This window comes from Thauera sp., assembly GCF_034003485.1.
Lineage (GTDB): Bacteria > Pseudomonadota > Gammaproteobacteria > Burkholderiales > Rhodocyclaceae > Thauera.
Genome location: NZ_JAVEYL010000019.1, coordinates 1 through 25,554 on the forward strand (window position 1 = coordinate 1; position 25,554 = coordinate 25,554).

General features: G+C 68.9%; 22 protein-coding genes and 1 riboswitch. Of the genes, 13 read left to right on the forward strand and 9 right to left on the reverse strand.

Features of this window, described 5'->3' with window-relative positions:
* Positions 1-133: 133 nt before the first annotated feature.
* On the reverse strand, positions 134-697 hold the full coding sequence (gene cobU, locus RBT54_RS11875) for a bifunctional adenosylcobinamide kinase/adenosylcobinamide-phosphate guanylyltransferase (protein WP_320367278.1): 564 nt from the start codon (positions 695-697) through the stop codon (positions 134-136).
* A 92-nt stretch (positions 698-789) separates the two neighbouring features.
* Positions 790-1,030: riboswitch (cobalamin riboswitch) on the forward strand.
* Positions 1,031-1,159: 129 nt separating this feature from the next.
* Between cobU and RBT54_RS11880 the strand changes: the two genes are divergently transcribed.
* From RBT54_RS11880 to RBT54_RS11905, 6 genes are read left to right on the forward strand one after another with little or no spacing between them, the layout of a single operon-like run.
* A complete protein-coding gene (locus RBT54_RS11880; protein WP_320367279.1) occupies positions 1,160-2,998 on the forward strand; it encodes a TonB-dependent receptor domain-containing protein in 1,839 nt (612 codons plus the stop codon).
* 51 nt (positions 2,999-3,049) lie between these two features.
* Positions 3,050-4,027, forward strand: coding sequence for an iron ABC transporter permease (locus RBT54_RS11885; protein ID WP_320367352.1), 978 nt, complete (start codon positions 3,050-3,052; stop codon positions 4,025-4,027).
* The gene (locus tag RBT54_RS11890; protein WP_320367280.1) at positions 4,024-4,833 is read left to right on the forward strand and encodes an ABC transporter ATP-binding protein; all 810 of its coding nucleotides are present in this window, start codon (positions 4,024-4,026) and stop codon (positions 4,831-4,833) included. The genes RBT54_RS11885 and RBT54_RS11890 overlap by 4 nt, the downstream gene beginning before the upstream one ends.
* Positions 4,834-4,891: 58 nt before the next feature.
* Positions 4,892-5,500, forward strand: a complete 609-nt coding sequence (gene cobO, locus RBT54_RS11895; RefSeq protein ID WP_320367281.1) for a cob(I)yrinic acid a,c-diamide adenosyltransferase — start codon at positions 4,892-4,894, stop codon at positions 5,498-5,500.
* 2 nt (positions 5,501-5,502) lie between these two features.
* Entirely contained in the window at positions 5,503-6,351 is an 849-nt protein-coding gene (gene cobA / locus RBT54_RS11900) for a uroporphyrinogen-III C-methyltransferase (protein ID WP_320367282.1), read from the forward strand.
* Positions 6,348-7,646: a cobyrinate a,c-diamide synthase gene (locus RBT54_RS11905; RefSeq protein ID WP_320367283.1), complete on the forward strand. Its 1,299-nt coding sequence runs from the start codon at positions 6,348-6,350 to the stop codon at positions 7,644-7,646. Before cobA ends, RBT54_RS11905 begins: the two co-directional genes overlap by 4 nt.
* 1 nt (position 7,647) lies before the next feature.
* Here RBT54_RS11905 and RBT54_RS11910 read toward each other — a convergent pair whose 3' ends face one another.
* Positions 7,648-8,529, reverse strand: coding sequence for a LysR family transcriptional regulator ArgP (locus RBT54_RS11910; protein ID WP_320367284.1), 882 nt, complete (start codon positions 8,527-8,529; stop codon positions 7,648-7,650).
* Positions 8,530-8,851: 322 nt separating this feature from the next.
* Between RBT54_RS11910 and RBT54_RS11915 the strand changes: the two genes are divergently transcribed.
* The 3 genes from RBT54_RS11915 (at position 8,852) to RBT54_RS11925 (ending at position 11,143) form a co-directional block, all read left to right on the forward strand.
* Positions 8,852-9,457 carry a LysE/ArgO family amino acid transporter gene (locus RBT54_RS11915; protein WP_320367285.1) on the forward strand — a complete coding sequence of 202 codons (606 nt, stop codon included), beginning with the start codon at positions 8,852-8,854 and terminating at the stop codon, positions 9,455-9,457.
* A 135-nt stretch (positions 9,458-9,592) separates the two neighbouring features.
* Positions 9,593-10,450: an archaetidylserine decarboxylase gene (asd, locus tag RBT54_RS11920; RefSeq protein WP_320367286.1), complete on the forward strand. Its 858-nt coding sequence runs from the start codon at positions 9,593-9,595 to the stop codon at positions 10,448-10,450.
* 258 nt (positions 10,451-10,708) lie between these two features.
* Positions 10,709-11,143: a CBS domain-containing protein gene (locus RBT54_RS11925; protein WP_320367287.1), complete on the forward strand. Its 435-nt coding sequence runs from the start codon at positions 10,709-10,711 to the stop codon at positions 11,141-11,143.
* 114 nt (positions 11,144-11,257) lie between these two features.
* Here RBT54_RS11925 and RBT54_RS11930 read toward each other — a convergent pair whose 3' ends face one another.
* Positions 11,258-12,556, reverse strand: coding sequence for an acetyl-CoA hydrolase/transferase family protein (locus RBT54_RS11930; protein WP_320367288.1), 1,299 nt, complete (start codon positions 12,554-12,556; stop codon positions 11,258-11,260).
* 95 nt (positions 12,557-12,651) lie between these two features.
* Positions 12,652-14,241: a DEAD/DEAH box helicase gene (locus RBT54_RS11935; protein ID WP_320367289.1), complete on the reverse strand. Its 1,590-nt coding sequence runs from the start codon at positions 14,239-14,241 to the stop codon at positions 12,652-12,654.
* Positions 14,242-14,564: 323 nt separating this feature from the next.
* Here RBT54_RS11935 and RBT54_RS11940 point away from each other — a divergent pair, with 323 nt between their 5' ends.
* Complete coding sequence (locus RBT54_RS11940) at positions 14,565-15,707, forward strand: M48 family metallopeptidase (protein WP_320367290.1); 1,143 nt, start codon at positions 14,565-14,567, stop codon at positions 15,705-15,707.
* A 54-nt stretch (positions 15,708-15,761) separates the two neighbouring features.
* Here the strand turns inward: RBT54_RS11940 and RBT54_RS11945 are convergent, their stop codons facing one another.
* The 4 genes from RBT54_RS11945 to cbiB all read right to left on the reverse strand — a co-directional run bounded on the left by RBT54_RS11945 (position 15,762) and on the right by cbiB (position 19,952).
* Entirely contained in the window at positions 15,762-16,814 is a 1,053-nt protein-coding gene (locus tag RBT54_RS11945; RefSeq protein ID WP_320367291.1) for an MBL fold metallo-hydrolase, read from the reverse strand.
* Positions 16,815-16,934: 120 nt separating this feature from the next.
* Positions 16,935-17,864 carry a cobalamin-binding protein gene (locus tag RBT54_RS11950; RefSeq protein WP_320367292.1) on the reverse strand — a complete coding sequence of 310 codons (930 nt, stop codon included), beginning with the start codon at positions 17,862-17,864 and terminating at the stop codon, positions 16,935-16,937.
* Between the two features lie 158 nt (positions 17,865-18,022).
* Positions 18,023-18,994 (reverse strand): threonine-phosphate decarboxylase CobD, encoded by a 972-nt coding sequence (gene cobD, locus RBT54_RS11955; RefSeq protein ID WP_320367293.1) that lies wholly within the window; start codon positions 18,992-18,994, stop codon positions 18,023-18,025.
* A complete protein-coding gene (gene cbiB / locus RBT54_RS11960) occupies positions 18,987-19,952 on the reverse strand; it encodes an adenosylcobinamide-phosphate synthase CbiB (RefSeq protein WP_320367294.1) in 966 nt (321 codons plus the stop codon). Before cbiB ends, cobD begins: the two co-directional genes overlap by 8 nt.
* Positions 19,953-20,296: 344 nt before the next feature.
* Here cbiB and RBT54_RS11965 point away from each other — a divergent pair, with 344 nt between their 5' ends.
* From RBT54_RS11965 to RBT54_RS11975, 3 genes are all read left to right on the forward strand, one after another.
* Positions 20,297-21,892 carry a cobyric acid synthase gene (locus RBT54_RS11965; protein ID WP_320367295.1) on the forward strand — a complete coding sequence of 532 codons (1,596 nt, stop codon included), beginning with the start codon at positions 20,297-20,299 and terminating at the stop codon, positions 21,890-21,892.
* Between the two features lie 20 nt (positions 21,893-21,912).
* The gene (queF, locus tag RBT54_RS11970) at positions 21,913-22,758 is read left to right on the forward strand and encodes an NADPH-dependent 7-cyano-7-deazaguanine reductase QueF (RefSeq protein ID WP_320367296.1); all 846 of its coding nucleotides are present in this window, start codon (positions 21,913-21,915) and stop codon (positions 22,756-22,758) included.
* A 119-nt stretch (positions 22,759-22,877) separates the two neighbouring features.
* A complete protein-coding gene (locus RBT54_RS11975; RefSeq protein WP_320367297.1) occupies positions 22,878-23,186 on the forward strand; it encodes a c-type cytochrome in 309 nt (102 codons plus the stop codon).
* Between the two features lie 109 nt (positions 23,187-23,295).
* Here RBT54_RS11975 and RBT54_RS11980 read toward each other — a convergent pair whose 3' ends face one another.
* Complete coding sequence (locus RBT54_RS11980; protein WP_320367298.1) at positions 23,296-25,515, reverse strand: EAL domain-containing protein; 2,220 nt, start codon at positions 25,513-25,515, stop codon at positions 23,296-23,298.
* Positions 25,516-25,554 lie beyond the last annotated feature (39 nt).

Sequence of the window (25,554 nt, forward strand, 5' to 3'; positions counted from 1 at the left end):
CCGCCGGCCATCATGAAGGCGTCGCCGTTGAAGAATTCCCAGCGCTCCGGCTGCTCCGCCTCCCAGGCCAGGAAGTCTTCCAGCGTCATCTTGTGCTTCTCTGCAGGCAGTCCCATGACCTTCTCCCGGAAAACTATTCGCCCTGCAGTTTAGCCTGCTTAAGCACCAGCGGCAGGCCGGCGGCGACGAAGACCACGCGCGGACACAGCGCCGCCACGGCCTGGTTGAGCCGCCCGGCCTCGTCGCGGAACAGGCGCCCGAGCGGCGTCTCCGGCACCAGGCCGAGGCCGACTTCGTTGGCGACCAGGATGACGCGTCCGGGCTGCGTCGGGAGCGCGGCCAGCAGCGCGTCGCGCTCGCGGCGAAACAGCGGCAGGTCGTCGGCGGTGGTGCCGGCGGGCAGGGTGTGCGCCTCGGCCAGCAGGTTGGAGAGCCACAGCGTCAGGCAGTCGATGATGACGCAGCGCCCGGGCGCGGCTTCGCGGCACAGCGTGTCGGCGAGCGCCACCGGCGCCTCCACGGTGCGCCAGGCGGTGGGGCGGTCGGCTTGGTGACGGCGGATGCGCGCGGCCATCTCGTCGTCGAGCGCCTCGGCGGTGGCGATCACGGTCACCGCGAGGCAGGAATCGGCAGCACGGCGTTCGGCCTCGCGGCTCTTGCCCGAGCGCGCGCCGCCGAGGATCAGTTCGCATGTCATTGTTCTGGATCTTCCTTGCGCTTCGAATGACTGTCTTTTATTGCAGTGCACTATACCGCCCCGTACGGTATCATCCGCGCCGACTGCCCCGAAAGGGGCGGCGCGTTATCGGTGCCCACCGGCGTTCCTCGCCATGGGTTAAACGGGAAACAGGTGCGCGGCTCCTCGCCAGACGAGGCCGCAATGCCTGTGCTGCCCCCGCAACGGTAAGTGCGCGCAAGGCGTGTCATGCAGCCACTGGGTACCCACTCCCGGGAAGGCGACCCGCCCGTCCGGCCCTCAGGCCGGCACAGCGCACGAGCCCGGAGACCGGCCGGAACGCGAATTGGCGGATGTGCCGCGGGGTGGCGGCGACGGGCGCGGTTTGTCTTGCTCTCTTCGGTTCTACCTGGGTCGCGGTACGTCCATGTGAAGTTGCCATGGCGTGCGGGGACGTGCGGCATGGCGAAGGGAGTTCAAACAATGAAGATCCGTATTTCCGCGCTCGCTTCAGCGTGCGCGCTTGCCAGTTCCATCGCCCCGGCCGTGCAAGCCGACGACGCACAACTCAACCACGTCGTGGTCACCGCCACCCGTCAGCCGATCAGCGCAGATGCGGCGCTCGCCAGTGTGGATGTGATTGAGCGCGACGAGATCGCGCGCGCCGGCCACGCGAGTCTGCTTGGCCTGCTCGCTTCGCGGCCCGGTGTTCAGATGGCGCGCAATGGTGGCCCGGGGTCTAGCGGCAGCGTTTTCATCCGCGGCGCCAATTCGGGGCATACCCTGCTGCTCGTCGATGGCGTGCGGATCGGTTCGGCGACCAGCGGCTCGCCCGTGCTGGAGACGATTCCGCTTGAGGTCATCGAGCGCATCGAGATCCTGCGCGGCCCTGGCAGTGCGCTGTACGGCGCGGACGCGCTCGGCGGCGTGATCCAGGTGTTCACCCGCAAGGGCCGCGAGGGCTTTCAGCCTTCGGCGCGCGTTGGTGTTGGCAGTGATGGCGCGCGCGAAGGTAGTGCGACACTGGCGGGCGGCAACGATCGCCTGCGTTACAGCCTGACCGCAGGCCATTCGCGTAGCGACGGCTTCAATGCGCGCACCCCGGCACAGACGGATCAAGACCGCGACGACGACGGCTTCCGCGAGGATTACCTGAGCGCCTCGCTGGCGCTCGACCTCGGTGGAAACGATGAGCTCGGTGCCAGCGTGCTGTATTCGGACATGCGCAACTGGTTCGATGCGGCCGAGTCGTTCGACTCCTATCTCGACAAGCGCGCGGAGTCATTCGGGCTCCATCTGCGCAAGCAGCACACGGCCGACTGGACCAGCACGCTGCGCTTCGGCCACAGCGTCGATGCCCTGGAGAACCAGTCCAGCGCAACGATGCAGTCCCGTTTCGATACCACCCAACGCCAGTTGAGCTGGCAGCACGACATCGCGTTAGGTGGTGGTTCGCTTCTGGCCGCTTACGAGTTCCTGCAGCAGCGTGTGCAGACCACCGCCGACTACGAGAAGACCCGCCGCCATCTCAACGCCTTCCTCCTCGGCTGGGGTGGTGAGTTCGATCGCCACAACGTGCAGTTCAACGCCCGCCACGACCGCAACTCACAGTTCGGGGACAAGACCACCGGCACCGCAGCCTATGGCTACCGCCTCACGCCCGAGTGGCGCGCCCATGCGAGTATCGGCACTGCGTTCAAGGCGCCGACCTTCAATGATCTTTACTATCCGGTCGAGTGCTATCCGGTGTGGGGCTGCTTCGGCGGCAACACTGCGCTGAAGCCGGAGGAGGCGCTCAATCGCGAGATCGGCGTGGCTTGGGAGCGTAATGGCGTGAGCGTCGACCTGACCTACTTCAACAACCGCATCAAGAACCTGATCGACTGGACCAGCGGTATCGCATCCAACGTGGGTCGCGCCGACATCGAGGGCGTTGAGGCGAGCGTGTCCGCCATGCTCGTCGGTTACCGGGTGCGCGCCAGCGTCGACCTGCTCGATGCCGAGGACGAGGCAACCGGCGATGAACTCGGCCGCCGCGCCCGCCTCGGCGGTGCGCTTGCCGTCGAGCGTGCCGCAGGCGCGTGGACCTGGGGCGTGGAGTGGAACGGCCAGGGGCGGCGCTATGATCGCGTGCCCAACACGGCATCGGGCCGCATGGGCGGCTACGGCCTGGTCGACGCCTACGTCCACTACGCCATGGCCCCGGACTGGAGCGTGGAGTTGCGTGCAAACAACCTGCTCGACAAGGACTATGAGATTGCCAAGGGGTACGGAACGCAAGGCACGAACGCCTTTGTGGCGCTGCGCTACGCGATGCACTGATCGTCGATGCCAACTGTTGCGCTGTGCGCGGAGCCGCGCGTGAGCCCCCGCATGCGCCGTATGCGGTCGCCACTGGCGATCGCGACGGTGCTGCTGCCGGTGGCAGTGGCAGCCCTGTTCTGGGCGCTGGTCGCCGGCGACCTGCCGGTCGCGGTCGACGACGTTGTCGCCGCGCTGGCGGGTGGCGATGGTTTGAGTGCGACCGTCATCCGCGAGCTCCGCCTCCCCCGCGCCATCGCCGCCTTCGCCTGCGGCGGTCTGCTCGCCACCGCCGGCGCCCTCATGCAGGTGCTGCTGCGCAACCCGCTCGCCGACCCCTACATCCTCGGTATCTCCGGTGGTGCGGCGGTGGCGGCGCTGGGGGCGATAACGCTCGGCGCGGCCACCTTCTGGGTGGATGCCTCGGCCTTCGTCGGCGCGCTCACCGCGATGGTGGTCGTGTTCGGCCTGGCGCATGGTGACGGCAGCTGGACGCAGACGCGGCTCCTGCTCACCGGCGTCATCGTCGCCGCCGGCTGTGGCGCGGCGGTGTCCCTGATGCTGGCGCTGGCGCCGGACACGCGGGTGATGTCGATGCTGTTCTGGATGATGGGCGACGCCAGCGCGGCAGCGCGCCCCTGGCCGGCGGTGGTCGTGCTGGTGCTGGCGCTGGTGGTGGTGATGCCGTTCGCGCGCGACCTCAACGTGCTGGCGCGGGGCGAGCTTACCGCGCGCGCGCTCGGCGTGCGCGTCGGCCATCTGCGCATTGCCTTGTATGTGCTGGCTTCGCTGCTGACGGCAACGTCGGTGACGCTGGTCGGCTCGGTCGGTTTCGTCGGATTGATCGTGCCGCATCTGGTGCGCCTGGTGCTCGGCAACGACCAGCGCGTGCTGATCCCCGCCGCGGCGCTCGCAGGCGGCACGCTGTTGACCCTGGCCGACACCGCGGCGCGCACGGTGATGGCGCCGCAGCAGTTGCCGGTGGGTGTGCTCACCGCGCTGATCGGGGTGCCGGTCTTCCTCTTCCTGCTCTCGCGCAGCAAGGCATGAACGCCGCCCGCCGCGCGCTGCCCGTCGATGACGCCCCGCTGCTCGAGGCCGAACGCCTCGCGCTGCAGGTGGGCGAGCGCTGGCTGTGCTGCGAGTTCAGCCTCAGCCTGTCTGCTGGCGAATGCCTGGTGCTGCTCGGCCCCAACGGCGCGGGCAAGACCACGCTGCTGCACACGCTCGCCGGCCTGCGTGAGCCGAGCGTGGGCCAGGTGCGCATCGGCGGCTTGCCGTATGCGGCGTGGCCCGCGCTGGAGGCGGCGTGCTTCCGCGGCCTGCTCGCCCAGCAGCAGCCCGACCCCTTCGCCGCCGGCGTGCTCGAGACGGTGCTGGTCGGCCGCCACCCGCATCTCGGACGCTGGGGCTGGGAAGGTGCGGAGGACGTGGCGATCGCGCGCCGGGCGCTGGCCGAGGTAGGGCTGGCGGGCTTCGAGCAGCGCGATGTGCAGACGCTGTCCGGCGGCGAGCGCCAGCGCGTCGCGATCGCGACCCTGCTGACCCAGGCGCCGCGCCTCTTCCTGCTCGACGAGCCGCTCAACCACCTCGACCTGCATCACCAGATCGCCGCCCTCGACCTGTTCCAGCGCCTGGTGCGCGAGGACGGCGCCGGGCGCGGCAGCGTGCTGGTGCTGCACGACATCAACCTCGCCGCGCGCTACGCCGACCACATCATCCTGCTCGACGGCCGCGGCGGCGTGATCGCCGGCGACCGCGACACCGTGCTGCGCGCCGACCTGCTCAGCCAGGCCTTCGGCCATCCGCTGCGGCGGATCGAGCACGCGGGGCGGGCGGTGTTTCTGCCGGATTGAGCGGTGGCAAAGGTCGTCCGCCGCTAGACTTCACAAACTCGAACCCGAAAGGCCTCGCATGACCCACGACACCGACCGCGACACCCGTCACAACGCCCGCATGGCGCGCAAGAAGGACGTCGTAGACGACAAGATCGCCGCCGCGCAGGCCGAGCGCGGGGTGCTGCTGGTCAACACCGGCAACGGCAAGGGCAAGTCCAGCGCCGCCTTCGGCCTGGTGGCGCGCGCGCTCGGCCATGGCATGAAGGTCGGCGTGGTGCAGTTCATCAAGGGGCGCTCGGACACCGGCGAGGAGGCCTTCTTTCGCACGCAGCCCGGCGTGACCTGGCACGTGATGGGCGAGGGCTTCACCTGGGAGACGCAGGACCGCGCGCGCGACATCGCGACCGCGGAAGCGGCCTGGGAGCTGGCGCGCGGCCTGCTTGCCAGTCCGGACGTCGGGCTGGTCGTCCTGGATGAGTTGAACATCGCGCTCAAGTACCAGTATCTCGACGCGGAGCGCGTGGTCGCCGACCTGCGCGCCCGGCCGCGGATGCAGCACGTGGTGGTCACCGGCCGCGGGGCGCCGCCCGCGCTGGTCGAGGCCGCCGACACCGTCACCGACATGACGCCGGTCAAGCACGCCTTCGCCGCAGGGGTGAAGGCGATGGCCGGCATGGAGTGGTAAGCATGAGCATCCCCGATCTTGCGGTTCATCGCCCCGGCCCGCTGCCGGGCTGTGTGTATCTGGTGGGTGCCGGGCCCGGCGACCCGGAGCTGTTCACGCTGCGCGGCGCACGCCTGGTGGCGGGGGCAGACGTGATCGTCTACGACAACCTGGTCGCCCCGGCGATCCTCGACCTGGCCCCGGAGTCGACCGAGCGCATCTACGTCGGCAAGAAGGCCGCCGATCATTCGCTGCCGCAGGACGAGATCAACCTGCTGCTGCTCAAGCTGGCGAAGGAAGGCAAGCGCGTGGTGCGTCTGAAGGGCGGCGACCCCTTCATCTTCGGTCGCGGTGGCGAGGAGATGGAGCTGCTGGTCGATGCTGGCGTGCACGTCGAGGTGATCCCGGGCGTGACCGCGGCGGCGGGCGTGTCGGCCTACGCCGGCATTCCGCTCACCCACCGTGATCACGCGCAGTCGGTCGTTTTTGCCACCGGCTTCCTCAAGGAGGGCAAGATCGACCTCGACTGGCCTGTGCTGGCGCGCCCGCACCAGACCGTGGTGATCTACATGGGCATCTCGCGCCTGGCCGATATCTGCGCGCAGCTCGTTGCCCACGGCCTGCCGCCGACCACGCCCGCCGGCGTCATCGAGCGCGGCACCACCCACGCCCAGCGTGTGGTGGTGGGCGACCTCGCCACCCTGGCGCAGCGGGCGCTGGACGAAGGCCTGCGCCCGCCCTCGTTGACCGTGATCGGCACCGTGGTGGGCCTGTATCCGAAGCTGGCGTGGTTCCAGGCGCAGGAACAGCCCACGGCCTCGCCGCTGCCGCATGCGGGCTGTGCGGTGGTGCATGGGAAGGGCAACGAGTGAGTGCGGCCGTCTGTCCCGCGCTCTTTGTCGCGGCCCCCGCCTCGGGCCAGGGCAAGACCACCGTCACCGCTGCGCTCGCCCGCTTGCATGCGCGGCTCGGTCGGCGGGTGCGCGTATTCAAGTGCGGGCCGGACTTTCTCGACCCGCAGATCCACGCGGTAGCCAGCGGCGCGCCGGTGCACAACGTGGATCTCGGCATGTGCGGGGAGGCGGAGATCGCCTGGCGCCTGCACGCCGCTGCGCTCGAGGCCGACCTGATCCTGGTCGAAGGCGTGATGGGCCTCTTCGACGGCGCGCCTTCGGGGGCCGATATCGCACGCCGCTTCGGCATCCCGGTGATGGCAGTGATCGATGCGCGCGCGATGGCGCAGACCTTCGGTGCGGTGGCCTGGGGCCTCGCGCACTACCAGCCCGGCCTGCCGTTCGCCGGTGTGCTCGCCAACCGCGTTGGCAGCGCGGGCCACGCCGACATGCTGCGTGAATCGCTGCCCGAAGGCATGCGCTGGTTCGGGGCGGTGATGCGCGATGCGGATGCCGCGCTGCCCGAGCGCCATCTCGGCCTGTTGCAGGCGGCCGAGATCGAAGACCTCGATGCACGTCTCGACCGTCTCGCCGATCATCTGCATCAGACCGGTGCGGCAGCGTTGCCGCCGACGGTGGCGTTTCCCGCGGTGGCTGCGCCGGCCGTACCGCCGCTGCTCGCCGGAAAGAAGATCGCGATCGCGCGCGACGCCGCTTACGGCTTCATCTACCCGGCCAACCTCGACACCTTGCGCGCGCTGGGCGCGGAGCTCGCCTTCTTTTCCCCGCTCGCCGGCGAGACCCTGCCCGCTGACAGCGATGCGCTGTGGCTGCCTGGCGGCTATCCGGAACTGCACGGCGCCGCGCTGGCGGCCAATGCGGGCTTCTGGAGCGACGTGCGCGCCCAGGTCGCGGCCGGGCGGCCGCTGCTCGCCGAGTGCGGCGGCATGATGAGCCTGTTCGACGCGGTGGTCGACAAGGCGGGGGTCGAGCACGCCTTTGCCGGCGTGCTGCCGGGCCGCGCGGTGATGCAGCAGCGCCTGGCCGCGCTCGGCCTGCAGCAGGTGGATCTGCCGCAGGGCCGGATCACCGGCCACACCTTTCATTACTCGAAGACCGAGACCCCGCTCACCCCCTGGCGGCGTGCGCAGCGGCCGGACGGCGGCGCGGGCGAGGCGGTGTATCGCGTAGGGTCGGTGACGGCCTCGTATGTGCACCTCTGGTTTGCGTCCAACCCGCAGGCGGTCGCAGGACTGTTCGGCGCCGAGCGCTGAACTAGGCCAGGGCTTTCGCAGCCGCGTCGGCAATCGCCCTTGCCAGCCTCGCCATCACCGGCGACTGCACCTGCCAGTGGTGCCAGTACAGCACCACGTCCTCGCGCTCGGGCGTCAGGTCGACCAGTTCGCCACGCTCGAGGTGTTCGCGCGCCTGAATTGCGGGAATGAAGCCGTACCCCAGCCCGGCGACCGCGAAGGCCATGAAGCCTTCGGAGGAGGGCACGACGTGGTGCGGATACTGCCCGGCATCCAGCCCGAAGTGGCGCAGCAGGAAGGCCTCGTGCATGTCGTCGTGGCGACCGAAGACGATCGCCGGGGCCTTCTCGAGCGCGCTACGGGTGAGCCCGCGCGGGAACCAGCGCGCGCGGAAGTCCGGCGAGGCCGCGCACAGGTAGGGCATCACGCCCAGGCGCTCGGCGCCGCAACCGCGCATCGGATCGGGGCGGGTGGAGACGCAGCCCAATACCTCGCCATCGGCGAGCAGCGCGTGGGTGTGGTCCTGATCGTCCACCACGCACTCGAGCACCAGGCCTTCTTCCCTGACCACCATGGCGATGGCGTCAATGAACCAGGTGGCGAGTGAGTCGGCATTGACGCCGACCGCCAGGCGCAGCGGTCCGTGCCCCTGGCCCGGCGCGAGCGCGCGCCGCGCCTCGGCCTCCATCAGCCGCAACTGCGCCAGATAGGGGAGCAGCCGACGCCCGGCCGGCGTGGGTCGCAACGGCTTGCTGCGCACCAGCAGCACCTGGCCGAGTTCGGCCTCGAGCAGCTTCACGCGCTGCGAGACCGCTGACTGGGTGAGCGCGAGCCGGCGCGCAGCGCGCTCGAAGCCGCCTTCCTGCAGCACGGCTTCGAAGGCGAGCAGGCGGTGGTCGATCATTAGCGTTTTTACTCAGAATTGAATTAAATCGATTCTACTTAAGAAAGGGCTGGGCTACGCCTATCCTGGCGGCTCTCCCCAGCGGAGGAACGAGCTTGCCGTGGGAGCGGGCTTGCCCGCGAAAAGGGTCGGTCTTGGCGCCCATTCGCGGGCAAGCCCGCTCCCACAGACAGTTGCTCCCACAGACAGTTGCTCCCACAGACAGTTGCTCCCACAGACAGTTGCTCCCACAGACAGTTGCTCCCACAGACAGTTGCTCCCACAGACAGTTGCTCCCACGGGGCTGCGTGCCCCCGTGCTGAAAACAACAACGGAACGCATCATGAGCAATGTCTACTTGAACGGCTTCGTGCTGACCCTCGGCCTGATCATGGCGATCGGCGCGCAGAACGCCCACGTGCTGCGCCAGGGCTTGCGCGGCGAACACGTGCTGCTGACGGTGAGCGTGTCGGCGCTGTGCGACATGCTGCTGATCACGCTCGGCATCGCCGGGCTGGGCAGCCTCTTCGTCGCCAGCCCCGACCTGATGACGGCGGCGCGCTACGGCGGCGCGGCCTTCCTGATCTGGTACGGCGCTCGCGCCCTGCTCGCCGCCGTGCGCGGTGGGCGGGCAGTGGACGTCACCGAACACAAGCGCATGTCGCGCGGCCAGGCGCTGCTGGCGGCCGCCGGCTTCAGCCTGCTCAACCCGCACGCCTACCTCGACACCGTGGTGCTGCTCGGCTCGATCGGCAGCCAGCAGGCCGACGACCTGCGCCCGCTCTTTGCCGCTGGCGCGATCACGGCGTCGATCGTCTGGTTCGTGCTGCTCGGCTACGGCGCCCGCCTGCTCGTGCCGCTGTTCTCGCGCCCGATGGCGTGGCGGGTGCTGGACGCGCTGGTGGCGTTGATGCTGTGGGGAATTGCGGCGTCGCTGCTGCTGGCTTGAAGGCGCGTGCGGGGACGTGCGTGAGTCCGCTGCGCCTGATTGGCGACAGTGTGTTTCATCGCCGGCGGGCCGGAAGGCGCTCGGTATAATCGCCGCTTCTGCGCAAGTCGCGCGCATTTCGCCCAGGATCCCGCCGTGTCCGAACGTCTCACCGTCGCCCTCCAGTACGCCCTGCCCAAGCGTCTGCTCACCCAGCTTGCCGGCAAGCTCGCCGGCCTCGAGGGCGGCAAGGCGACGACTGCGGTGATCCGCTGGTTCATCAAGCGCTACGGCGTGAACATGGCCGAGGCGGCCAACGCCGACCCGGCGAGCTACGCGAGCTTCAACGAGTTCTTCACCCGAGCGCTGCGCGCGGGCGCACGGCCGCTGGACGAGGTCGATTTCGTGTGCCCGGTCGACGGCGCGATCAGTCAGTTGGGGCCGATCGAGTTCGACCAGATCTTCCAGGCCAAGGGCCATTTCTACTCGACTACCGCGCTCGTCGGTGGCGACCGGGCCCTTGCCGCGCGCTTCGAAAATGGGGATTTCGCCACCCTTTACCTCTCCCCGCGCGACTACCACCGCATCCACATGCCCTGCGCCGGGCAACTGACGCAGATGATCTACGTCCCCGGCGAGCTGTTCTCGGTGAATCCGACCACGGCGCGTGGCGTGCCCGGCCTCTTTGCGCGCAACGAGCGTGTGGTGTGCGTGTTCGAGGGCGAGTTCGGCCCCTTCGTGATGGTGCTGGTGGGCGCGACCATCGTCGGCAGCATGGCGACGGTGTGGCACGGCGTGGTGAACCCGCCGCGCATGCCCGACATCGAAAAGCGCACCTATGGCGCCGGCGAGATCGTGCTCGGCCAGGGCGACGAGATGGGGCGCTTCCTGCTGGGGTCGACGGTGGTGATGCTGTTCCCAAAGCATGCGCTGCGCTTCGCGTCCGACTGGGCGGCGGCGCGCCCGGTGCGCATGGGCGAGGTCATGGGGCTGCGTCGCCACGTAGGGGACTGAGGGCGCCTGAGCCCGCGTGAGCGCCAAGGCGCGATGCACCGCGGCGGTGCGACTCCCCCCGCCGATGCACGGCATCGATGCACGATCTTCTGCCCGATGTTGCGGCGCAGCGTTTTCTCTGCGTCACGACACGGTCAAAAATCTCCTATAGAACAGGGGCTTGCCGATCACTCGCTGCGTTAATGCGCACGCCCGGCAAGCTGGCACGATTGAAGCTAGTGAACCGTGCCGTTCGATAAATGCAAAAGGAGACAGATCATGCCCAGCCGTCCGATCCATCAGGTCCTTGCCGACCGCAGCTTCGTCAACGTGTCGATCTTCACCTCGGTGCGGGAAGTGACCCAGCTCATGCAGGCGCAGCATTGCAGCGCGGCCCTGATCACCGAGCACGGTGTGCTCACCGGCATCTTCACCGAGCGCGACGCCACCTTCCGCGTGATCGCCGCCGGACTCGATCCCGACACCACCGCGGTGGGCGAGGTGATGACACACAACCCGATGACGCTCGCCGAAGACAAGCCCTTCGGCCACGCGCTCCACCTCATGTACGAAAGCGGCATCCGCCACGTCGCCGTGGTGGACGCCGCCAAGTCGCCGGTGGGCATCGTGACCGCGCGCGACGCGCTGCAGCTCGATGCGCTCGCCTTCGGTGCAGAGCTCGTGCGCCGCGAGGAGATCACGGTCATCCTCTGAGCCGGCGGTCCGCTCGCCGTGGGAGCGGGCTTGCCCGCGAATGGCTGCGGTGCAGGTGCAGCGATCGCGGGCAGGCCAGCCACAGGGGGTTCGACCGATCGGCCGTTTGACGGCCTATAGCAGTTTCATCTTGCGCGCGGATTCACGCAGCTCGCTGCGGAAGTCCGGATGGGCGATGCCGATCAGCGCTTCGGCGCGCTGCTTGGCGGTCTTGCCGCGCAGCTCGGCGACACCGTATTCGGTGACCACGTAGTTGATGTCGTTCTTGCCCGTGGTGACGTGCGTACCCGGCGACAGCACCGGCGCGATGCGCGACACCGCGCCGTCCTTGGCCGTCGACGGCAGCACGATGAAGGCCTTGCCGCCCTTCGAGCGGTTGGCGGCGCGCACGAAGTCGACCTGGCCACCGGTGCCGGAATAGGGCAGGTGGCCCAGGCTCTCCGAGCCGCACTGGCCGATCAGGTCGATCTGCAACGTGGCGTTGATCGCGCACAGCTTGTCGTTGCGCGCGGCGATGTAGGGGTCGTTGGTGAAATCGACCGGGTGCATCTCGATCGCCGGGTTGCGGTTCAGCGTGCGGTACAGGCGGCGCGAGCCGAGCGCGAAGGTGGCGATCGTCTTGCCCGGCATGAAGGTCTTCTTGCGGTTGGTCACTGCGCCGGATTCGATCAGCGACAGGATGCCGTCGCCGATCATCTCGGTGTGGATGCCGAGGTCGCGCTTGTGCTGCAACTGCATCACCACCGCGTCGGGAATGCCGCCGTAGCCGATCTGCAGCGTGGCGCCGTCGTCGATAAGGTCGGCGACGTGCTTGCCGATCGCTTCCTGCACCGGGCCGATCTGCGGCAGGCCGACTTCGAACAACTCTTCGTCGCTCTCCACCAGGCCGGAAACCTGCGAGATGTGCACCAGGCAGTCGCCGTTGGCGAATGGGACGTTCGGGTTCACCTCGAGCAGCACCACGCGCGCGCGGCGCACCGCCGCCATCGTGTAGTCCGGCGCCAGCGACAGGCTGAAGTAGCCGTGCTCGTCCATCGGCGAGGCCATCGACACCACCACGTCCGCCGGCGACAGGCCGCGGTCGATCAGCATCGGCAGCTCGGAGAAGTAGGCGGGGATGTAATCCACCCACCCCGCGTACCCGCCGGGGCGCGTCGCGCCGCTGAAGAAGTAGGCGTCGTGGCGGATGTGGGCGCGCGTCTCGGGGTCGATGTAGGCGAACTTGCGCAGCGGCAGGATCTGACTGACCGCCACGTTGCGCAACGTATTGCGACGTTCCGACAAGGCGTGCAGCAGCGCGGGCGGTTCGCCCACGGCGGTGGGCACGACCACGGCGTCGCCGTCGCGGACCAGGCTGACGGCGTCGGCCGCCGCCATGCGTTTTTGTTGGTACAGGGCTTCCGGCGTGCTCATGCTGTCTCCGCGGCGAATGGACTGTCAGGTCAATACACCGGGATTATACCTGCATCCATACTGTTACGTATGGATGCAGGGCGTCCTGACGACGCTTAGCGTTCGCCGCTGCCGGGCTTGGCCGAGAACAAGGCTGCGCGCGGCGCAGAACGCGGGGACTGGCCTTGTCCCGTGCGGTTGCCGCCACCTTCCGGCCGGCGGCTGGCGGGCGCGCGATTGCCGTCCACCTCGGGTCGGCGCGCGGGCGAGCTGCGGTTACCGTCGACTTCCGTGCGTCCCTGCGGGGCACGGTTGCCATTGAGTTCGCGTCCGTCACCCTGACGCGGCGCACGGTTGCCGTCGGCCTCGCCGCGCACACGTTGCGGCGCACGGCTGGCCGGCTTGCCTGCGCCGCTGCCTCCGGCACCTGCGGGACGATCGCCACCGCGTGGATTGGCAGAGACGGCCTGGGGGCGCCCTTGACCCGGGCGGCCGCCACCGCGGCGCGGCATCGGCGGGCGCTCATTGTCGGCGTCGTGCGCGGCCTCGCCACCGGCGCTGGGCACGAAATCCTCGGCCACGGCGCGGTCGATGCGACGCTTGATCAGGCGCTCGATCGCGGTCAGCAGATTGTTCTCATCCTTGTCGACCAGCGAGATCGCGTGGCCTGCGGCACCCGCGCGACCGGTGCGGCCGATGCGGTGCACGTAGTCTTCGGGGACGTTCGGCAACTCGAAGTTGACCACCTGCGGCAACTGGTCGATGTCGAGACCGCGCGCGGCGATGTCGGTGGCCACCAGCACCGGCAACGAGCCGTCCTTGAACTGCGCCAGCGCACGCGTGCGCGCGGCCTGGCTCTTGTTGCCGTGGATGGCGGCCGACTCGATGCCATGCTTGGTCAGGTACTCGGCGAGCTTGTTGGCGCCGTGCTTGGTGCGGGTGAACACCAGCGCCTGGAACCACTGCTTTTCCTTGATCAGGTGGGCGAGCAGTTCGCGCTTCTGTTTCTGGCCGACCATGTAGACGGCCTGGTCGACGCGCTCGGCGGTGGTGTTACGCGGCGCTACTTCGACCGTGGCCGGGTTGTGCAGCAGGCCCTGGGTGAGCTGGCGGATCTCGTCGGAGAAGGTGGCCGAGAACAGCAGGTTCTGGCGCTTCTTGGGCAACAGCGCGAGCACCTTGCGGATGTCGCGGATGAAGCCCATGTCGAGCATGCGGTCGGCTTCGTCCAGCACCAGGAATTCGACGCCCGAGAGGTCGAGCGTGCGCTGGCCGACGTGGTCGAGCAGGCGCCCCGGGGTGGCGACCAGGATGTCGACACGCTTTTTCAGCGCGCTGATCTGCGGGTTGATGTTGACCCCGCCGAACATCACCAGCGAGGTCAGCGGCAGGTGCTTGCCGTAGGTCTTGACCGATTCCTCCACCTGGGCGGCGAGCTCGCGCGTCGGGGTGAGGATCAGGCAGCGCGGGCGGCCGGGCGGGTGCGGGTGGACATGCGTGGCGGCCAGCATGTGCAGCAGCGGCAGCGTGAAGCCGGCGGTCTTGCCGGTACCGGTCTGTGCGGCGGCGAGCAGGTCGCGGCCGGCCAGCACCTCGGGAATGGCCTGGGCCTGGATGGGCGTGGGATGCGTGTAGCCGGCCTCGCCGATGGCACGCAGGATGGGTTCGGCCAACTCGAGGCTGGCGAAAGTCACTTCGGAATTCATTTAATGGTCCGGCGCGAGCCCGCCGCGTTCAAGCGGCACCAATCCGGGCTGCGGGAAGAGATCCGGGCCGGCATGACGGATGTAATGCGGCCGCAGGAATCGTTTCAGGAGTCGCTGCGAACGACTGGTGCACCGCAGCGAACCGGCACTATAAGCGCTTCGCCCCTGAGAAGCGAGGCATTTTGGCCCGATCGCCGAGATTTCATGCGGAAGATGGCCTGCTCAGTCCGGGCTGCGTCGTCTTCTGACTGAGTGCGGGTTTACCCCACGTTTGTTTCGGCTTGGTTAAACTCTCACTGCTAAGTTGATCCGGTTTCCACTCGATGAACGACTTCAAACCCCGTAGTAGTGTCATTCGCCTGCGCGCCCGGCTTGCGCGCAGGCTCGCGTTGATGGCGCTGGCCGGGCTGGCGTTGTTGCTGAGCGTGACGCTGCTGCTTGCGGCGGTGGCGTTGTGCTGCGTGGCGGCGGCGTGGGCCGCGATCGGCGACGGCGAGCCGCTCCGCACGGTGCTGTGGGTGGGCGCAGGCCTGATCAGTCTCGCGCTTGCGCTCAGTGGCCTGAAGGCGCTGTTGCAGGTCGGGCCGCGGCCGGAAGGCATCCGCCTGCCGCGCGCGGCCGCGGAAGACTTCTTTCGCCTGCTCGACGACCTTGCCTGGCGAGCCGGGGTCGAGCCGGTAGAGCATGTACGCATCACCGATGAGATCAATGCGAACGTCGTGCAGTGCCCCGGTCTCGTGCTGCCCGGCGCGATGCGCACCGAACTGCTGATTGGCCTGCCGCTCGTGCATTGTCTTTCGCCGGCGCAGTTCGCCGCCGTGCTCGCCCACGAGTTCGGCCATGTTGCTGCGCAGCGGCGCGGCTGGTGTGGCTGGGCGGCCTGGCTGCGGGCCGCGTGGGTAAGGGCGCTGGACGCGCTGCTCCCCGGGGCGTCTGGCGGTCTGCCCTGGCTCGGCGGGCATGCCGACCGCTTCTGTCACGACATGCTGCGCCTGGCGCGGATCGAGGAGCTCGAGGCCGATGCGGTCGCCGCGCGGCTGGTGGGGCCGACCCTGCTCGGCGAGACGCTGGTCGAACTCAGCCGCAAGGAGCACTTCCTGCAGCACGACTACTGGCCGCGCGTGCACGCGCTGCAGACTGCCGATGCAGCCTCGGTCGTGCGTCCGTTCCGCGAGATGGGGCATGGTTTTGCGGCCGGGTTCTCGCACGAGACCATCGCTGCGGACCCTGCGCTGGCGATCAAGGAGGCGCGCGCGGGGCTCTTCCACCCCTCGCTGCGGCGCCGTCTGCGTGCGCTGCGGGTGTCGGCTACGGCGCTGCCATCGGACGCATCGTCGGCCGCCACTCATTTTTTTGCCGGCCTGCTTCCCAGCCTGGCGTGGATCTTCGATCGCGTGTGGCGGGAGGATGCGCGCATCCGTCGTCATCCGATGGTGGTCCCGGACGACGACCGTGCCTGGCCTTGAACGAGGGCGCCCTGACGTGCAGCGGGTGCGGGTCTGCGTCCGCCTCGCGAAGCGTCAGAAGGCTTCGCGCTCCGCCTCCAGATAGGCGAGGCTGACGTACTTGCCGATGTTCGACTCGAAGCCTGCAGTGTCGGCCGCACGGCTCGCCACGCGCGGGTCGGCGAGCACGCGTTCGCGCGCGCTCGCCATGTCGGCGCCGTCCTCGACCGCGCGCACGGAGTTCTCGTAGATGCCCTCGAACAGTTCGCGATTCCACTTCAGCACCTCGGCGCTGGCGTGGCCGTGGCCCGGCACCCAGATGCGCGAGGGCGCGTTCTTCTCGAGCTCGGCGTAGAAATGGAAGGTGCCGACGTAGGAGCCGTCGTCCATGTTGGCGATGCGGCGGTCCATGGCGACGTCACCGACATGGGTGAGCTGGTCTTCCACGACCTCGATGCAGATGTCGCCCGGGGTGTGGGCGAGGCCGTAGTGGTGGATGCGCAGGGTGACGTCGCCGAAGCTGAACACGTCGCCGTGATTCGTCTCGCGATTGGGGGCGACGATACGGGTGCCGGCGGTGGCCTGGTTGGTCCAGCGTTCCATCATGCTGTGCCACATGCTGCCCTGCACACCCTCGATCTCCTTCTTGGTCACCGGATGGGCATGAATCGGCAGGTCCTTGCCGAAGGCGTCCTCGAAGGCGTGGTTGGCCAGCCAGTGGTCGCCGTGGTAGTGGGTGTTGAAGATCGCCACCACCGGCTTGTCGGTGACGGTGCGGATCATGCGCAGCGCCATCTCGCCGATCTGCACCGAGCCGCCCGGGTCGAGCATCACCACGCCCTCGCGGGTCACGACGAAGGTGATGTTGCTCATCATTCCCTGGTTCTCGGGGGTCGGGAAGCCATCCTTCGACCAGATCATCCACACGTGCTCGGACAGTCGTGTGGGGGCAATGTCGGGCACGGCCGGGCCGCGGACGAAGTCGTCCAGCTCCTTGGCGAAGGCGCTGATCGGCGCCCACTGGCTGCCGAGGCCGGCGATCGCGGCCACGCCGAGTCCGAGCTTGAGCATCCGGCGACGTGAGAATCCGCCCAGGGGGGACGGGGGGAGCGGGTTCGGTCTGCGCATGGCTGTCTCCTGTTTCGTTGTGGGTATGCGCAGAATATTAACGAAAACCGATCGACTCGACGCAGCGTGGTGCCGTCCCGTTGCGGTCGAGCGCATCGTCGCGCGACGAGCGGGTGGTCTTCAGTTTCCGTCCGCGCCAGTGGCCGGCCGGCGTGCACGCGCCGTCTCGAGCTGCGCGCACAGGCGCTCGGCGCCGTCGAGGATGCGCGGCGTGTGGCGCTGGATCAGATCGGGCGGGATGAAGAACAGGTTGTCGCGCCCGGTCGCCTTGAGCTGCGGCCACCGCGCCCATTGGTCGAGCCACTCCGGGCGGGCGTCACCCATGCCGCTGGCGACGATCGCCTCGGGATTGGCAGCGAGCACAGCCTCCACGCCGATGGTCGGCGCAAGCTGCGACAGGCCGCCGAACACGTTGCTGCCACCGCACAGGCGGATCACGTCGGCGATCAGGTGCTCGTCATTGACCGTCATCAACGGACGGTCCCAGATCTGATAGAAGGTGCGCACCGGCGACTGACCGGCGTAGCGCGTGGCCAGCGCCGAATGGCGCGCACGGAATGCGGTCGCGGCGGCACGGGCGGCGGCGTCGCTGCCCGCCAGGCGGCCGAATTGCTCGAGGCTGCGCGCCACATCGTCCAGGCTGCGCGGCTCATTCAGGTACACCGGTATGCCCATCGCCCGCAGTCGGGCGAGGTGGGCGTCGCGGTTGCCGCTGCGCCAGCCGATTACCAGGTCGGGGCGCAGGCCGACGATGGCTTCGAGATCGACCTGGGTGTAGCCGCCGACCTGGGGCAGGGCGCGGGCGGCTTCCGGATAGTCGCTGTAGGCGACGACTCCGACCACGTGTTCGCCGGCACCGGCCGCGAACAGGATCTCGGTGACGTGCGGCGCCAGGCTGACGATGCGGCGCGCAGGCTGTGCGAGCACGATGTGCTCGCCGGCATCGTCGGTGAGTTCGATCTGCGCGCTCGCGGTGGACGCCTGGCCAAACAGCAGCGTGGCGAGCAGGGCGAGGGTCGGGCGGGCGGCGGTGGGGAGGACGTGTGGCATTGCGGTCGATCGGGTGGCGTGGAGCGTCAGCTTTTACCCGCGTCAGGAGCGCTGGGCAAGCGTGGGGGCTAAACCGGCCAGATGCGATGGAGGCCCGCACAGGGCGCGCGCGGCACGAGGGGGACGCCGAACGTCTGGCGGGCAGCGCCGCTGTGCGCTCACGCGCATTCCGCCACTGCCGCTGCCAGCCGAGCCCAGCCGGCTTCGTCCGGTGGCAGACCGAAGCGCACCGCCTGCGGGGTCTCGAACAGCCGCAGCAGGATGCCCCGGCGCGCGAAGGTCTCATGCAGGCGCGCCGCGTCCGGTGTGGCGACGAGCTTGAACAGCGCGGGGCCGCAGGCGGGCAATCCATGCGCTTCGAGCAGGGTCTGCAGGCGTGCCCCAGCCGTCTGCAGCGCGGTGCGCGCCTGTGCCTGCCACGCGCCATCGGCAAGCGCGTGGCGTGCAGCCCAGCGCGCCGGTCCGGCGAGCGTCCACGGACCGAGGCGTTCGGCGAGTGCCGCGCGTACAACGGCCGGCGCGAAGACGAAGCCCACGCGCGCGCCGGCGAGGCCGAAGAACTTGCCCAGCGAGCGCAGCACCACCAGTCCGTCTGCGCCGGCCAGCGGCGCCAGGCTCTGTGCCGGGGTGCTGTCGATGAAGGCCTCATCCACCACCAGCCAGCCGCCGCGCCGAGCGAGGCGGGCGTGCCACTCGAGCAGGCGCTCGCGACCGAAATGCACGCCGGTCGGATTGTTCGGCTGCACCAGCACCACGATGTCGCTGCGCGCCACCACAGCGTCGATCGCGTCGGCGCCGACCGCGACCGCGCGCCGCTCCCGCCACGCGTGGGCGTGCTCCGCATAGCCGGGCGCGAGCAGGCTCACGCGCTCGCCGCGCAGCACGGCGGGAAGCAACTGGATCGCCGGCTGCGAGCCCGCCACCGGGAGCAGCTCCGCGCTGCCGTAGTAGTCCGCCGCGGCCGCTTCGAGGCCGTCGTCGTCTTCCGGCAGGCGCAGCCACGCGTCGGTCGGCACCGGCGGTACCGGATAGCCCTGCGGGTTGATGCCGGTCGACAGGTCCAGCCAGTCGGCAAGCGGAATGTCGTAGGCCGCGGCGGCGCGGCGCAGGCGGCCGCCGTGCTCAAGCATTGCCGACTCCGGCGAGCGTCGCCGCCACGCCGAGCGCCGCGACCAGGCACAGCCACAGCCCGGCGCCCCGGCGCACCAGCGCCACCGCAGCGATGATGCTCGCCCCGTCCGGCGCACGGCCTTCACCCAGCGCTGGCCGAACTTCCTCGCGGCCGTGATAGATCGCCGCTCCACCCAGGCGCACCCCAATCGCACCCGCGCCGGCCGCCATCACCGGGCCGGCGTTGGGACTGTCCCAGCCCGGCGCCTGCCTGCGCCAGCACGCCAGCGCCCGTCGTGTGCGGCCGAGCAGCGCGTAGGTGAGCGCGGTCAGGCGCGCGGGGACGAAGTTCAACACGTCGTCGATACGCGCCGCCGCCCAGCCGAACTGCAGGTAGCGCGGCGTACGGTAGCCCCACATCGCATCGAGCGTGTTCGCCAGCCGGAACAACAGCGCCCCCGCACCACCGCCGAGCACGAACCAGAACAGCGCTCCGAACACCGCATCGTTGCCGTTCTCGAGCACGGACTCGGTCGCCGCCTTGGCGACCCCTTCCGCATCCAGTTCGCGCGTGTCGCGACTCACGATCCAGCCCACCCGCGTGCGCGCCTCGTCCAGATCCCCGGCCGCCAGCGGCACGGCGATGGCTTGTGCATGCTCGACCAGGCTACGCCCGCCGAGCGCCAGATAGAGCAGACCGACATCGACCACCCAGTGCGCATGCGGATGCGCGTCTCGCAACCACAGCGCGATCCCCGCCCAGGGCAACACAGCCAGCGCCCAGGCGAGCACGCCGGCAATGCGGGTGCCGGTCTCGTTCGACGCGTGGAGGAGCCGCCGGCAGCCACGCTCCACCCAGCCCGCCCAGCGACCGAAGCCGACCAGCGGATGAAAGCGGCGCACTTCGCCAAACGCGCGATCGGCGAGCAGGCCAGCGGCCATCTTGAGAGCGAGAATGAGGAGCAGTGAAGATGACATCGGAACGGTCAAAAAAGGCACTGGGGTGATTTACCCCAAGCAGCAGACGCAGCCGCAACCACCAAGGTCTGGCGCGGGCGGGGCCGTGGCCGCCCCGCCAATGTTCGCCGGATCGGGAAGCCGAAGGCCGCGAACGTCTGCCCGGCTGCGGCCCCGCCCGCGCCAGACCGACCAGCCCGCGCAAGCCCAGGCCCTTCCGATACCCAACGGCTCCAAACACCCTCAGGCGCTCACGCCGTACAGCGGGGTGCAAGAATCAGCCTGCAGGTCGCGCACCCCCACGGCAGCCACCCGAATCGGCGATAATCCCGCCCCTTCGTGCAAAACCCGCAGGATTCTACGCCATGTCCCCCCCGATCACGTTGATGGTGCAAGGCACCACCTCCGATGCCGGCAAGACCACGCTGGTCGCCGGCCTCGCCCGCGTGCTGCGCCGGCGGGGCATCAAGGTCGCCCCGTTCAAGCCGCAGAACATGGCGCTCAACTCCGCCGTCACCGCCGACGGCGGCGAGATCGGCCGCGCCCAGGCCCTGCAGGCGCTCGCCGCCGGCGTCGCCCCGCACACCGACTTCAACCCGGTGCTGCTCAAGCCCTCCACCGACATCGGCGCCCAGGTCATCATCCACGGCCGCGCCGTCGCCAGCCTGTCGGCAAAGGATTACCACGCCTACAAACCCACCGCGATGGCCGCCGTGATGCAGAGCTGGGACCGCCTGTGCAGCGCCTACGGTGCAGTGCTCGTCGAAGGCGCCGGCAGCCCCGCCGAGATCAACCTGCGCGACCGTGACATCGCCAACATGGGCTTCGCCGAGGCGGCCGACGTGCCCGTCGTGCTGGTCGCCGACATCGACCGCGGCGGCGTGTTCGCCCACCTCGTCGGCACCCTCGAGTTGCTTTCGCCCTCCGAGCAGGCGCGCGTCAAGGGCTTCGTCATCAACCGCTTCCGCGGTGACCTCGGCCTGCTGCAGTCCGGCCTCGACTGGCTCGAAGCGCGCACCGGCCGTCCGGTGTTCGGCGTGCTCCCCTACCTGCACGGACTCTTCCTCGACGCCGAGGACGCGCTCGCCGACAGCGCCGCCGACGTGTGCGCGGGCGAGGCCGCCCTGCGCGTGATCGCCCCGGTGTACTCGCGCATCTCCAACCACACCGACCTCGACCCGCTGCGCCTGCACCCGCAGGTCGATTTTCGCTGGATCGGCCCCGGACAGGCCATCCCGCCTGCCGACCTCATCGTGCTGCCCGGCTCCAAGAGCGTGCAGGCCGACCTCGCCTGGCTGCGCGCGCAGGGCTGGGAGGCGGCGATCCAGCGCCACCTGCGCTACGGCGGCAGGCTGATCGGCATCTGCGGCGGCTTCCAGATGCTCGGCCGCGAACTCGACGACCCGCACGGCCTCGAAGGCGTGCCGGGCAGGATGGCCGGGCTGGGCTTGCTCGAGGTGGATACGGTGCTCGAACAACACAAGCAACTGCGCAACCTGAGCGGCCGGCTCGCGAACCTGTCGCGCGGCGACGGGTCCGACACTGCACCCAAGAAGGGTGCGGGTGAGACGAAGCGGGGTGAAACGAAGGCGGATGGGGTGAGCCGGGCAGCGATGGGGGCTGAGGTGACCGGCTACGAGATTCACATGGGTGTCACCTCCGGCCCGGCGCTGGCGAGACCGGCGCTGTGGCTCGCGCACGGGAACGACCCCGCCGCGACCCGTCCCGACGGCGCCGTGTCGGCCGATGGGCAGATCCTCGGCACCTACGTCCACGGCCTGTTCGACGCCCCCGCTGCCCTGTCGGCGCTGCTTGCCTGGGCAGGATTGGACGCCGAGGCGCTGGAAGAGGCCGGGCAGGTCGACCTCGCCGCCCGCCGTGAAGCCGATCTCGACCGTCTCGCCGACAGCATCGAAGCCCACATCGACCTCGCCGCCCTGTTCGCCCCCGACCGGATCTGAAATCTTTCAGGACCACACGAATGCACCCAGACACCCCGCGCCGCCACGGCGCCGAAGCCTCCCTGCTCGGCCAGGCGGTCGCCTATCGCGACACCTACGCGCCGGAGTTGCTGTTTCCGATCGAGCGCCAGTTGAAACGCGACGAACTCGGCATCGCAGCCGGCGCCCCGCCTTTCGTCGGCGAGGACCTGTGGAACGCCTACGAGCTCTCCTGGCTCGACGCGCGCGGCAAGCCTGTCGTCGCGCTCGGCGAGTTTCGCGTGCCGGCCGCTTCGCCGCGCCTGATCGAGTCCAAGTCGCTCAAGCTTTACCTCAACTCCTTCAACCAGCAGCGCATGGCCAGCGTGGATGAGGTGCAGTCACGGATCGCGGGCGATCTGAGCGCGGCTGCGGGGGCCGAGGTCGGTGTCGTGCTGCTGCCGCTCGCCACGCGCCCGCAACGCAGCGCCGGGTACCCGCAGGGCGAATGCCTCGACGCCCTGGAGATCGCGATCGACACCTACCAACCCGCGCCCGAGCTGCTGCACGCAGCGGGGGCCGAGATCGAGGAAACGCTCTATTCGCATCTGCTCAAGTCGAACTGCCTCGTCACCGGCCAGCCCGACTGGGGGATGCTGGTGGTGCGTTACCGCGGGCCGGCGATCGACCGTGAAGGCCTGCTGCGCTACGTCGTGTCCTTCCGTGCGCACAACGAGTTCCACGAGCAATGCGTGGAACGGGTGTTCTGCGACCTCATGGCGCGCTGCCGGCCGCAGGAACTGGCCGTCTGGGCGCGTTATACCCGCCGCGGCGGCCTCGACATCAACCCCTTCCGCGCCAGCCACGCCGGCCTGCGCCCGGACGAGGCCATGGAGGTGCGGCAGTAGCGTTGCGGGCGTGATCCGGGTCGCGGCAAATGTGCAACATCCTGTTCTGTCCATAGGCAGCGGCGCGGCGAAGGTTTAAGATTCGCCAAGATTAAAACCAACACCAAGGGGTATGGAATATGAAGGCTCTCGTTGCTGCTGCGGTTGCTGCAGGTCTCCTCTCCGCTTCGCCTGCTTTCGCGTCCGAGGCGCTGGCCAAGTCCAAGAACTGTCTGGCCTGTCACGCGGTGGACAAGAAGCTGGTCGGTCCCGGCTACAAGGAAATTGCCGCCAAGTACGCTGGCCAGGCTGATGCGCCCGCCATGCTGGCGACCAAGATCCAGAAGGGCGGCGTGGGCACGTGGGGCAAGGTTCCGATGCCCCCCAACGCCCAGGTGAACGACGCCGACGCGAAGGCGCTGGTCGATTGGATCCTGTCCCTGAAGTAACGCGCAGATCCGGACCCGCAGCCGCGGTGTCCGAACGCCAAAAGGCCGGCTGACGCCGGCCTTCGTATTTGTATTCCGTGCTTGTGGCGTTCGCTTTCCCGCCTTCCCTTCAGGCGGTCAGCCCTGCGGGCTGTTCGGTGAGCCTGCCGGTGTCCATGGACCGGAAGAGCTGCTCGGGACTGATCAGCCAGCCATACGCATCGGCGGCCGGGGCGGGCCGTGCGAAAAGATAACCCTGCATCACGTCGCAGCCGAGTGAGCGCAGCGCGAGCGCCTGCTCCTCGTTTTCCACGCCCTCGGCCACGAGTTCGAGTTCGAAACCGCGTGCGATGCCGGTGATCGCGGAAATGATCGGGTTCGTCATTGGCCCTTCGAGATCGCGCACGAAGCTGCGGTCGATCTTCAGCGCGCTGACCGGGAATTTCTGCAGGTAGGCGAGCGCCGAGTAACCGGTGCCGAAGTCGTCGATGGCGACGCTGATCCCGGCCGCGCGCAGTTCGCGCAGCTTGGCGGCGACCCCTGCGGTGTCGTTCATCATGATGCTTTCGGTGATCTCGATCTCGAACTGACCGGGGGTGAGCGCGTGACGCTCGAGGCACTCGGTGATGTTGACGACGATGTTGGCGCGGTGGAAGTCGTGTGCCGACAGGTTGATCGACATGCGTGGGGGCTCGATTCCGGTCTGGCGCCACTCGGCGACCTGGGCACATGCGCGCTCCAGCACCCAGGCGCTGATTTCGCCGATCAGGCCGACTTCTTCCGCCACCTGGATGAAGGTGGTGGGCGGGATCTGGCCGAGCACCGGGTGCTGCCAGCGCAGAAGGGCCTCCAGGCCGACGATGCGGCGATCGACGACGCTCACCTGGGGCTGGTAGTAGAGCTCGAGTTCGTTGCGCACGAGCGCGCTGCGCAGGTCGTTCTCGAGCGCGATTCGGTCACGATGGTGGGTGTTGAGGCTGGGGTCGAAGAAGCGGTAGGCGTTCTTGCCCGAGCGCTTGACCTGGTACATCGCGACGTCGGCGTGACGGGTCAGTTCCTCGGCGGTGCTGCCGTCACGCGGGAAGAGTGCGATGCCGACGCTGACCGTGGCGCGGAACTGGCCCTGGCTCAGGCTGATCGGCGGACTGAGTGCCTCCAGCACCTTGCGCGCGATGATTTCCGCATCCTCGGGCTGGTTGATGTCGGGCAGCAGCACGGTGAACTCGTCGCCACCCAGGCGGGCGAGGGTGTCGCCGCGGCGCAGGGTGGCCGACAGGCGTGCGGCGATGGCGCGCAGCAGCGCGTCACCTTCGGCATGGCCGAAGGTGTCGTTGACCAGCTTGAAGCGGTCAACGTCAATGAACATCACGGCAAGCGCACCGGTGCGGCGCTGGGCCTGGGCGATCGCGAGTTCCAGCCGGTCCTTGAACAGCACGCGGTTGGGCAGGTGGGTGAGCTGGTCGTGGTACGCCTGAAAGGAGATGATCTCCTCGGCGCGCTTGCGCTCTGAAATGTCGCGCGCCACGCCATACAGGCCGACGACACGGCGGTCATCCTCCTGCGTCAGCATCGGGATTCCGGTCAGCGAGACCGTGATGTTGTCGCCTTCGCCGCTGGGACCCCCGCGGTAGCGGCGCAGGCGCAGCTCCACGCTGAAGCTTTCGCCGGGCAGGCTGCTGGGCTGGCTGAGCAGCCCGTCGATGCGGTCGAGGTCCTCGGGCATCACCAGGGTGGTGAAGGGACGGCGCATCAGCGCGCTGCGGTCATAGCCGAGCAGGGCCTTGACGCGCGGATTGACGTAGGTGAACCGACCGGTGCTGTCGAGCGTGAAGATGAGGTCGGGCGAGCTCTCGACCAGGTAGCGGTGCAGGCGCTCGGACGCCTTCAGCCGCTGGCTCATCAGCTTGTTGGCCTTTTCCAGCGCACCCTTGTGCAGGGCGCCGTCGACCGCGCGCTGCAGTTGTGCGACGTGGTAAGGCTTGCGCACATAGTCGTCGGCGCCGCGGCGCAGGGCGGCAATCGCGGCATCGATCGCGTCTTCGCCGCTGATGATGATCACCGCCTCGTCACGATGGTGATCGGTCAGCCAGTCGAGCAGGGCGAGACCGTTGGCGTCGGGCAGGCGGTAATCGAGCAGGATCAGCGCGTAGTGCTCGTGCTCGAGGCGTGCGATTGCCTCGCCGATCGTGCCGCATTCGTCGAACACGCGCCCCGGGCGGGCGAGCACGTGCGGAAAGGTGCGGCGCAGGGATGGATCATCGTCGACGATCAGGATGCGAAAGGCGCTGGCTTCGGTGCCGGTCGTCCCTTCGATCTGAGGCCGGAATGCGTGCTCGGTCGGGGTGACCATGGCTCCGGGGGAGGGTGATGTGGAGGTCTTGTTTGGTCG

Excerpts from the sequence above, each read along its gene's own strand:
- cobU (WP_320367278.1), bottom strand. The coding sequence starts at position 697 with ATGACATGCGAACTGATCCTCGGCGGCGCGCGCTCGGGCAAGAGCCGC.
- RBT54_RS11880 (WP_320367279.1), top strand. The coding sequence starts at position 1,160 with ATGAAGATCCGTATTTCCGCGCTCGCTTCAGCGTGCGCGCTTGCCAGT.
- RBT54_RS11885 (WP_320367352.1), top strand. The coding sequence starts at position 3,050 with ATGCGCCGTATGCGGTCGCCACTGGCGATCGCGACGGTGCTGCTGCCG.
- RBT54_RS11890 (WP_320367280.1), top strand. The coding sequence starts at position 4,024 with ATGAACGCCGCCCGCCGCGCGCTGCCCGTCGATGACGCCCCGCTGCTC.
- cobO (WP_320367281.1), top strand. The coding sequence starts at position 4,892 with ATGACCCACGACACCGACCGCGACACCCGTCACAACGCCCGCATGGCG.
- cobA (WP_320367282.1), top strand. The coding sequence starts at position 5,503 with ATGAGCATCCCCGATCTTGCGGTTCATCGCCCCGGCCCGCTGCCGGGC.
- RBT54_RS11910 (WP_320367284.1), bottom strand. The coding sequence starts at position 8,529 with ATGATCGACCACCGCCTGCTCGCCTTCGAAGCCGTGCTGCAGGAAGGC.
- RBT54_RS11915 (WP_320367285.1), top strand. The coding sequence starts at position 8,852 with ATGAGCAATGTCTACTTGAACGGCTTCGTGCTGACCCTCGGCCTGATC.
- RBT54_RS11925 (WP_320367287.1), top strand. The coding sequence starts at position 10,709 with ATGCCCAGCCGTCCGATCCATCAGGTCCTTGCCGACCGCAGCTTCGTC.
- RBT54_RS11930 (WP_320367288.1), bottom strand. The coding sequence starts at position 12,556 with ATGAGCACGCCGGAAGCCCTGTACCAACAAAAACGCATGGCGGCGGCC.
- RBT54_RS11935 (WP_320367289.1), bottom strand. The coding sequence starts at position 14,241 with ATGAATTCCGAAGTGACTTTCGCCAGCCTCGAGTTGGCCGAACCCATC.
- RBT54_RS11940 (WP_320367290.1), top strand. The coding sequence starts at position 14,565 with ATGAACGACTTCAAACCCCGTAGTAGTGTCATTCGCCTGCGCGCCCGG.
- RBT54_RS11945 (WP_320367291.1), bottom strand. The coding sequence starts at position 16,814 with ATGCGCAGACCGAACCCGCTCCCCCCGTCCCCCCTGGGCGGATTCTCA.
- RBT54_RS11950 (WP_320367292.1), bottom strand. The coding sequence starts at position 17,864 with ATGCCACACGTCCTCCCCACCGCCGCCCGCCCGACCCTCGCCCTGCTC.
- cobD (WP_320367293.1), bottom strand. The coding sequence starts at position 18,994 with ATGCTTGAGCACGGCGGCCGCCTGCGCCGCGCCGCCGCGGCCTACGAC.
- cbiB (WP_320367294.1), bottom strand. The coding sequence starts at position 19,952 with ATGTCATCTTCACTGCTCCTCATTCTCGCTCTCAAGATGGCCGCTGGC.
- RBT54_RS11965 (WP_320367295.1), top strand. The coding sequence starts at position 20,297 with ATGTCCCCCCCGATCACGTTGATGGTGCAAGGCACCACCTCCGATGCC.
- queF (WP_320367296.1), top strand. The coding sequence starts at position 21,913 with ATGCACCCAGACACCCCGCGCCGCCACGGCGCCGAAGCCTCCCTGCTC.
- RBT54_RS11975 (WP_320367297.1), top strand. The coding sequence starts at position 22,878 with ATGAAGGCTCTCGTTGCTGCTGCGGTTGCTGCAGGTCTCCTCTCCGCT.
- RBT54_RS11980 (WP_320367298.1), bottom strand. The coding sequence starts at position 25,515 with ATGGTCACCCCGACCGAGCACGCATTCCGGCCTCAGATCGAAGGGACG.